We start from the raw sequence: 3487 nt of genomic DNA, 5'->3' as shown, positions 1-3487 counted from the left end.
ATCCATAATAGAAGCGGTCTGGGCATGGACAAACTCGGGGAACAGTAAAAACAGCAGGATAAAAACAATTGTCATGTCATATACTATATTCTGAATGGTTTAAAATGTCTTTGAAATTTATTTATAAAATTTAAGAAATAATACACAAATATTGTCGTTTGCGGGAGTTTACTCCCGATTTGTAATAAACCCGGGAGTAAACTCCCGAGTTGTAAAATCACACTATAACTGCACTCCGGAATCTATAGATTCCCTAATTTTTCCCGTTTCGTAAGCCCCGTTTTAAAGTAAATATGGCTGATATGGTTTTCCACGGTATGTAAACGTAAAGAAAGGGCCTTCGCAATCTGTTGATTATCATAATGCTGTTTAACCAGGGCCAGGGTCTCTCGTTCCCGCCGGGTGAATTTAGCTTACACATCGGGCTGTGCATTAATTTCCAGCCAGGGATCAATAAACAGCTCCCCCTGTATCACCGTATCAATGGCCTGCAAACAATGGAACAACGTCCCGTATCGGTCAGGCAGGAGGCCAAACCCCGTCGTGTCAGCGGGTGATCTTCGATCAACAAAACCTTGATTTTATCTTTACTCATCCTTTTAACCCCAAATCTGCAAGTTAAACCGACTATACAACGGTCTTTGGAAAAGAAACAAGCCGTGCGCCACCCCGTTAAAAATCATTGATAACAAAAAAAACTACAATTTTTAAGTGTTTCAGAACAATGTATATTATTGAACAGAGAACTGCCAAAATAATTTAAAAGAAACAATGGGAAAGGCGACAATGCAACCATCTCTGATTTTGGGATAATAAATTTTTTCACTTGATTTTCATGTATCTGTAGTCTGATTATGGTATTTGATTCAAACCATTCCTTTATTTCTTCATAATTTGAAATGACCTTAAAATTACTATTAACCAAACAATAGGTCCGCTGAATGTTAATAGCGGTCAAATAATACCAGGCTGAATTGTCTAGTTTTTTAATATCTTGAAAATCACTATTATTGTTTACCAACTCTTTATATTTGGTGTTTTCAGATATTGCAATCATGCTGTCGTGAAAACATTCGTTTATATCTTTTTTACAATGTTTAATGGCCTCGGCCATTGGATAGCTAATCCATAATTTTCCCCTGTCAAATGCACTATTAAAAGTTTGCAGCATTTTTTCAATATAGCTGTTATATTCTGCTTGTGGTATAACATCAGAATGAGAATGTGCATCGTGGTCAAAAAAAAGATGTACTTCTGATATTTGTCTTCGGGTAAGATCCTTTATATCTGAATTGTCCCGCTCCTTAAGTATTTCAACAATATCAAGAAAATTGTCATCCTTTACTCTTTCCCAAAGTTGATATATCTCGCCTTTAAAAGAAGCTCTGATTATAGTTGCCCCTTGATCGAAAGCAAAAAAGTTTTTCTCTATACTTCTGAATATATCAAGCTCTGTTTTTTCTCCTTCAAAAATTAATAAAATAGTATTACTCATCAAATGCGCCAGCCCGGTACATTTTTTCAACATTATGGGCAAACCGAATTTCTTTTTCAGTCAAACTGGATAGTGATTTTATTTTGTTTTTATACATAAGGAATAAACAATCAGGGCGCATAAAGTCATTGGACATAACGCTTGTATCATGGGTTGTAAGTATGAACTGACAATTATTTATATTTTTTATTTCGTTTATAACAAATTCTGATAATACCTGGTGGTAAAAAGCATCGAACTCGTCAATAAAAATGAACGAGGGTGGCGTTTTGCTGAATTTGACATACTGTAACCAATAGTAAAAAACGCATAATGACTTCATGCCGGTAGAACAGTTTTGAAAAAAATCAATGAAATTGGTTTCGGCTGAATTTGTTTTGTAATTAAAGAACACTTTATATTGATCTCCGATCTTTTGATATTCAAAATTTGACGGTAACTCAGCTTTTTTAAAAAAATTTCTAAAATCATCAAAGTGTTTCTTTTCTATTATATCATCAAAAAGTTTCCCACTGCCAACTGAATATCCTATATATGCCCTGTCATCTAAATTTCGGAAAAAAAGCATCCTGTCAACAAAATCAAGAAAGTTTAAAAAAACAGATGTTTCGGACGATTCTTTCAAGACGGCATTGGACTTAATATATTTTATTATAGAAATGGGAATTTTATTAATATCCTTATTTAACATTTCGGTACCTGGTAAATTAATTTTTAATTTATCATCTGTGCTGCGATTGTATGAAACGATTGATTTATTATCGATGGAAAGATATTCATAAACAATGGTCTCAGGGGTAGTTTTCCCATATTTATATTCGACAATCGATTCGTTGAATTTAAATTTGTAAATAAATTCTACAATATCGCTGTCTGTTTCAGCATTGAGATAGTTTTTGTTTAAAAGGAGACTTTTTTCTTTATCAGTCAACTGAATAACTATATCCATTATTGCAAGACCGAGGTTTGATTTGCCGACGCCATTATAGCCGTAAATTAACGCTTTATAAGCACATCCATCATGGATACATTCAGGGTTGAATTCATAATTGGAGGCAGAGAGGTCAAGGGTAATGGTATCTTTGAAACCCCGATAATTTTTTATTGAAAATAAATATAGCATACGTACCCCTATACATATATCGTATAGTATATTGAATAACTTGACAATATGCCGTAAAAAAAATACGGCAGAGCTGTTTTTCCTGGATTTCTTATGAGAATACTACCATATATAGCGTATGAAAATCAAATCTACGCTATCCCTATAATGGGCCTGTGGACAATTCCGGCATTTTAGTTACTTCGGGAGATTGGTAGAGGCCCATAGTAGTATCATCTTTTATTTGGATTTCGATGTGGTAGACGGCGGGGTCACCGGTTGGAGTACCGGTAGGGTCACTCCGTAATAGGGGGCGGAGCTGGGTTTTTGCGTGAGCCTTAATAAAAAAAAGTGAAAAAAATATCCAATTAAAAACTAAGCTTTGGGGCTTAAGTTTATGATATGGTGACAGTCACCGAATTCGGAATTTTTGGAAACCTTCATACAGATACACAATAAATTCGGCTATCACTTTTTCGTTCAGGGTTTTATCTATTTTTTTTGCCATAATCGTATCTCCCTTTGCGGTCTTTCCCGCCGCCTGTATTGATACTCCTGTTCAGGAACAGGCTGCCCGAAGCTGCTCTTATCCGGTCAGCCTGCCCCCGATTACTGGTCCTTGTACTTAACCAGGACCACATTCCTGGGGTTGCTGCCAGCGGAATTGGTCCCCGCAGCGTCTACGCCGGGATCGTAGGTAAAGGTCCCGGTGCCCTCCTGCCCTCCTGCGGCATACACATTCCCGCTCCCGTCTACCGCGACGGAAGAAAAGTAAGATGCGTCTGACCCCGCCGTTACCGTTTTTGCCCACAGGGCCGTCCCCACGCCATCATACTTAACCAGGACCACATTGTAGTTGGTAGCAGTCCCCGTAGTGTCTACGCCGGTCC

General features: G+C 37.2%; 5 protein-coding genes. All 5 read right to left on the bottom strand.

What is annotated here, in order from left to right:
- Positions 1-242: 242 nt before the first annotated feature.
- Positions 243-377: a LuxR C-terminal-related transcriptional regulator gene (locus TPRIMZ1_RS20945; RefSeq protein WP_420082999.1), complete on the bottom strand. Its 135-nt coding sequence runs from the start codon at positions 375-377 to the stop codon at positions 243-245.
- Positions 378-472: 95 nt separating this feature from the next.
- A complete protein-coding gene (locus TPRIMZ1_RS21045) occupies positions 473-595 on the bottom strand; it encodes a hypothetical protein (RefSeq protein WP_269775822.1) in 123 nt (40 codons plus the stop codon).
- An 84-nt stretch (positions 596-679) separates the two neighbouring features.
- Entirely contained in the window at positions 680-1495 is an 816-nt protein-coding gene (locus tag TPRIMZ1_RS0116630) for a hypothetical protein (RefSeq protein ID WP_010263345.1), read from the bottom strand.
- Complete coding sequence (locus TPRIMZ1_RS0116625) at positions 1488-2618, bottom strand: AAA family ATPase (RefSeq protein ID WP_010263342.1); 1131 nt, start codon at positions 2616-2618, stop codon at positions 1488-1490. The genes TPRIMZ1_RS0116630 and TPRIMZ1_RS0116625 overlap by 8 nt, the downstream gene beginning before the upstream one ends.
- A 588-nt stretch (positions 2619-3206) precedes the next feature.
- A partial coding sequence (locus TPRIMZ1_RS19430) for a hypothetical protein (RefSeq protein WP_010263340.1) occupies positions 3207-3487 on the bottom strand: 281 nt, incomplete at its 5' end.

The sequence above is a fragment of the Treponema primitia ZAS-1 genome, from assembly GCF_000297095.1.
Lineage (GTDB): Bacteria > Spirochaetota > Spirochaetia > Treponematales > Breznakiellaceae > Termitinema > Termitinema primitia_A.
This window is presented reverse-complemented; position numbering and strand designations above follow the sequence as displayed.